General features: G+C 33.2%; 1 protein-coding gene. It reads left to right on the top strand.

The features are described from left to right. Positions 1-238: EscU/YscU/HrcU family type III secretion system export apparatus switch protein (locus tag SB756_RS35105; protein WP_410913886.1), on the top strand; the 238-nt coding region annotated here is incomplete at both ends.

Raw genomic sequence — 238 nt, forward strand, 5'->3', positions numbered from 1 at the left:
CATTATAGGTAATACTTTACTAGGTGGCTTTAATTTTAGTTGGCAAGCAGCCGCTCCTAAAGCAAGTAAAATGTCTCCATTTAAAGGCTTTAAACGCATGTTTGGCCCACAATCTGCGGTAGAGCTTATTAAAGTTATTTTAAAGTTTTTAGTGGTCGCAAGTTTTGCCTTTTTTTTAATTAATACCTTTTTTGACGAAATATTACACTTAAGCATTGAGTCTGCACCTAATAATATT

The sequence above is a fragment of the Pseudomonas sp. SIMBA_068 genome (assembly GCF_046534705.1).
Lineage (GTDB): Bacteria > Pseudomonadota > Gammaproteobacteria > Pseudomonadales > Pseudomonadaceae > Aquipseudomonas > Aquipseudomonas putida.